The organism is Pseudomonas sp. PA-4-8C (genome assembly GCF_021606625.1).
Lineage (GTDB): Bacteria > Pseudomonadota > Gammaproteobacteria > Pseudomonadales > Pseudomonadaceae > Aquipseudomonas > Aquipseudomonas lactis.
Map to the genome: position 1 here is coordinate 1 of NZ_WKCD01000468.1, position 2,231 is coordinate 2,231.

Sequence of the window (2,231 nt, forward strand, 5' to 3'; positions counted from 1 at the left end):
CCGCCACCGCCTGTACCGCCACCACCGCCTCCGCCTGTGGTCGAGCCACCGCCGCCGGTGGTGGATGAGTTGGCGGCCAAGCCGGCGCCGCCCAAACCCATTGTGAAACCCAAGCCCAAGCCCAAGCCCAAGCCCAAGCCCGTGCCTAAACCTGAGCCCAAGCCGGCCCCCAAGGCCGTCGAGCAGCCACCTGCACCACCGACGCCAGCGCCACCTGCACCGCCCGCACCTGCGGCGCCAGAGCCGGTGACGCCTGCTTCGGCCAACGCCGCGTACCTGAAAAACCCGGCGCCGGAATACCCGTCACTGGCTCAGCGCCGCGGTTGGGAAGGCACGGTGTTGCTGCGCGTGCAGGTGCTGGCCAGCGGTAAACCGGGTGAGATCCAGGTGCAAAAAAGCAGCGGTCGCCAGCAGTTGGATGACGCGGCATTGGCAGCGGTGAAGCGCTGGAGTTTCGTGCCCGCCAAGCAGGGCGATGTGGCCCAGAACGGCTGGGTCAGCGTACCCATCGATTTCAAGATCCATTAACTATTCAGCGGCGCAGAGGGAAAACATCATGGCATTGGCATCTCCACTTGAATCCATCGAAAGCGCGGTGATCTGGCTGTTGGTGGCCTTTTCGGTTGCTACCTGGGGCCTGGCCTTGCTCAAGGGCGTGCAGTTCGGGCGCCTCAAGGCTCAGGATCGCAAGTTTCACAAACAGTTCTGGGCGGCATCGAGCCTCGACTCGGCCGCCGAACTCGCCGACACCCAGCCTGGCGCCGCCGCCCGTGTAGCCCAAGCTGGCTATGCCGCGATCCAGGTGGGCGATACCACCCACGCTGCGGATTTGAGCCAGGCGATCAATCACCAGGACCGCCTCGAACGCGCCCTGCGCCAGCAAATCGTGCGCGAGCGCCGCTCCCTGGAGACCGGCCTGGCCGTAGTTGCCAGTATCGGCAGCACCTCGCCGTTTATCGGCCTGTTTGGCACCGTGTGGGGCATCATGGAAGCGCTGAAGGGGATCAGCGCCGCCGGGTCCGCCAGCCTGGAAACCGTGGCTGGGCCGATTGGTGCGGCGCTGGTTGCGACCGGCGTGGGGATCGCCGTCGCGGTGCCTGCGGTGTTGGTCTACAACTATTTCCTGCGCCGCCTGAAGCTGACGGCGGCAGACCTGGATGACTTTGCCCACGACTTCTACAGCCTGGCGCAGAAGAACTCATTCCGCGTGCTGTTGCATCCGACACTGACCAAAGCCAGCGTCGCCAGCCCGCAAAAAGTGAAGGAGGCGTCCTGACATGGCCTTCTCCACGCAAGACAGTGATGAGGTGCTGAGCGAGATCAACGTCACGCCGCTGGTGGACGTGATGCTGGTGCTGCTGGTGGTGTTTATCGTCACCGCGCCGCTGTTGACCAACTCCATCCCGATCAACCTGCCCAAGACCCAGGCCGTAGCGCCGGTCGAGCAGAAAGACCCGCTGGTGGTGAGCATCGACGGCACAGGCAAAGTGTTTATCAACAAGGACGCCATCCAGCCGGACCTGCTGGAGTTCAACCTGCAGGCGGCCAAGGCCAAGGACCCCGATGTACGGGTGCAACTGCAGGCCGATGACGGTGTGAATTATGGCGAAGTGGCGCGCGCCATGGCGTCGATCGAGCGCGCGGGGATTACCAAGTTGTCGGTGATCACCGCACGGTAGTTTCAAAAAATCTCGACAGTTTTTGGGCCGCTTTCCTTGGCAGGGTGCGGCCTTTTTTTATTTAAGGGTCAGGTATTTATGGATGTTGCACAGGAAAAGAATTTACATGTTTTTGAGTGTTTCCAAGCGTGCAATTCTGGACGACATGATTATGCTGGGCAGTGCATGGAGCAATTTAATTAATGGAGAAATTACATGCCTATACGGTTTCCTGTTCAGCTGGTAAACACGTTTGTAAATCCGCAGGTGTCAACTGATAAGCCTGTAGAAAGTTCCCCGGTGGTGGTCTCTCCACCCTCCGGTTCACCACGTCTCAAACATCCTTCAGCCTGTAAGCCGCCAAGTTTGGTTGACTACCAGAGAAAATACGGTGCATCAAAAGGGGGGGAGTCTGCCGGCGTCTCCAGGGGGACGAACAACGGAAGTTCGACATTGAAGAAAAACGCTAATATAGAGTCTTATATTAGTAAGCATTCTGGCGATTTTATAACCCCCGAAAAAGAAATTTCAACAATCTTGTCCGCAGCGATAAAGCAGCGCTGGGGATTGGAT

At 59.5% G+C, this 2,231-nt stretch carries 3 protein-coding genes and 1 pseudogene; all 4 read left to right on the forward strand.

The annotated features are described in order from the left end of the window. Positions 1-528: energy transducer TonB (locus GIW04_RS30000; RefSeq protein ID WP_236479559.1), on the forward strand; the 528-nt coding region annotated here is incomplete at its 5' end. 25 nt (positions 529-553) lie between these two features. Further along, entirely contained in the window at positions 554-1,276 is a 723-nt protein-coding gene (locus GIW04_RS30005; protein WP_087149709.1) for a MotA/TolQ/ExbB proton channel family protein, read from the forward strand. A 1-nt stretch (position 1,277) separates the two neighbouring features. Next, positions 1,278-1,679 (forward strand): ExbD/TolR family protein, encoded by a 402-nt coding sequence (locus GIW04_RS30010; protein ID WP_120247808.1) that lies wholly within the window; start codon positions 1,278-1,280, stop codon positions 1,677-1,679. A 195-nt stretch (positions 1,680-1,874) separates the two neighbouring features. Continuing rightward, positions 1,875-2,231: pseudogene (locus GIW04_RS30015) on the forward strand (sugar-binding protein); the annotation flags it as partial.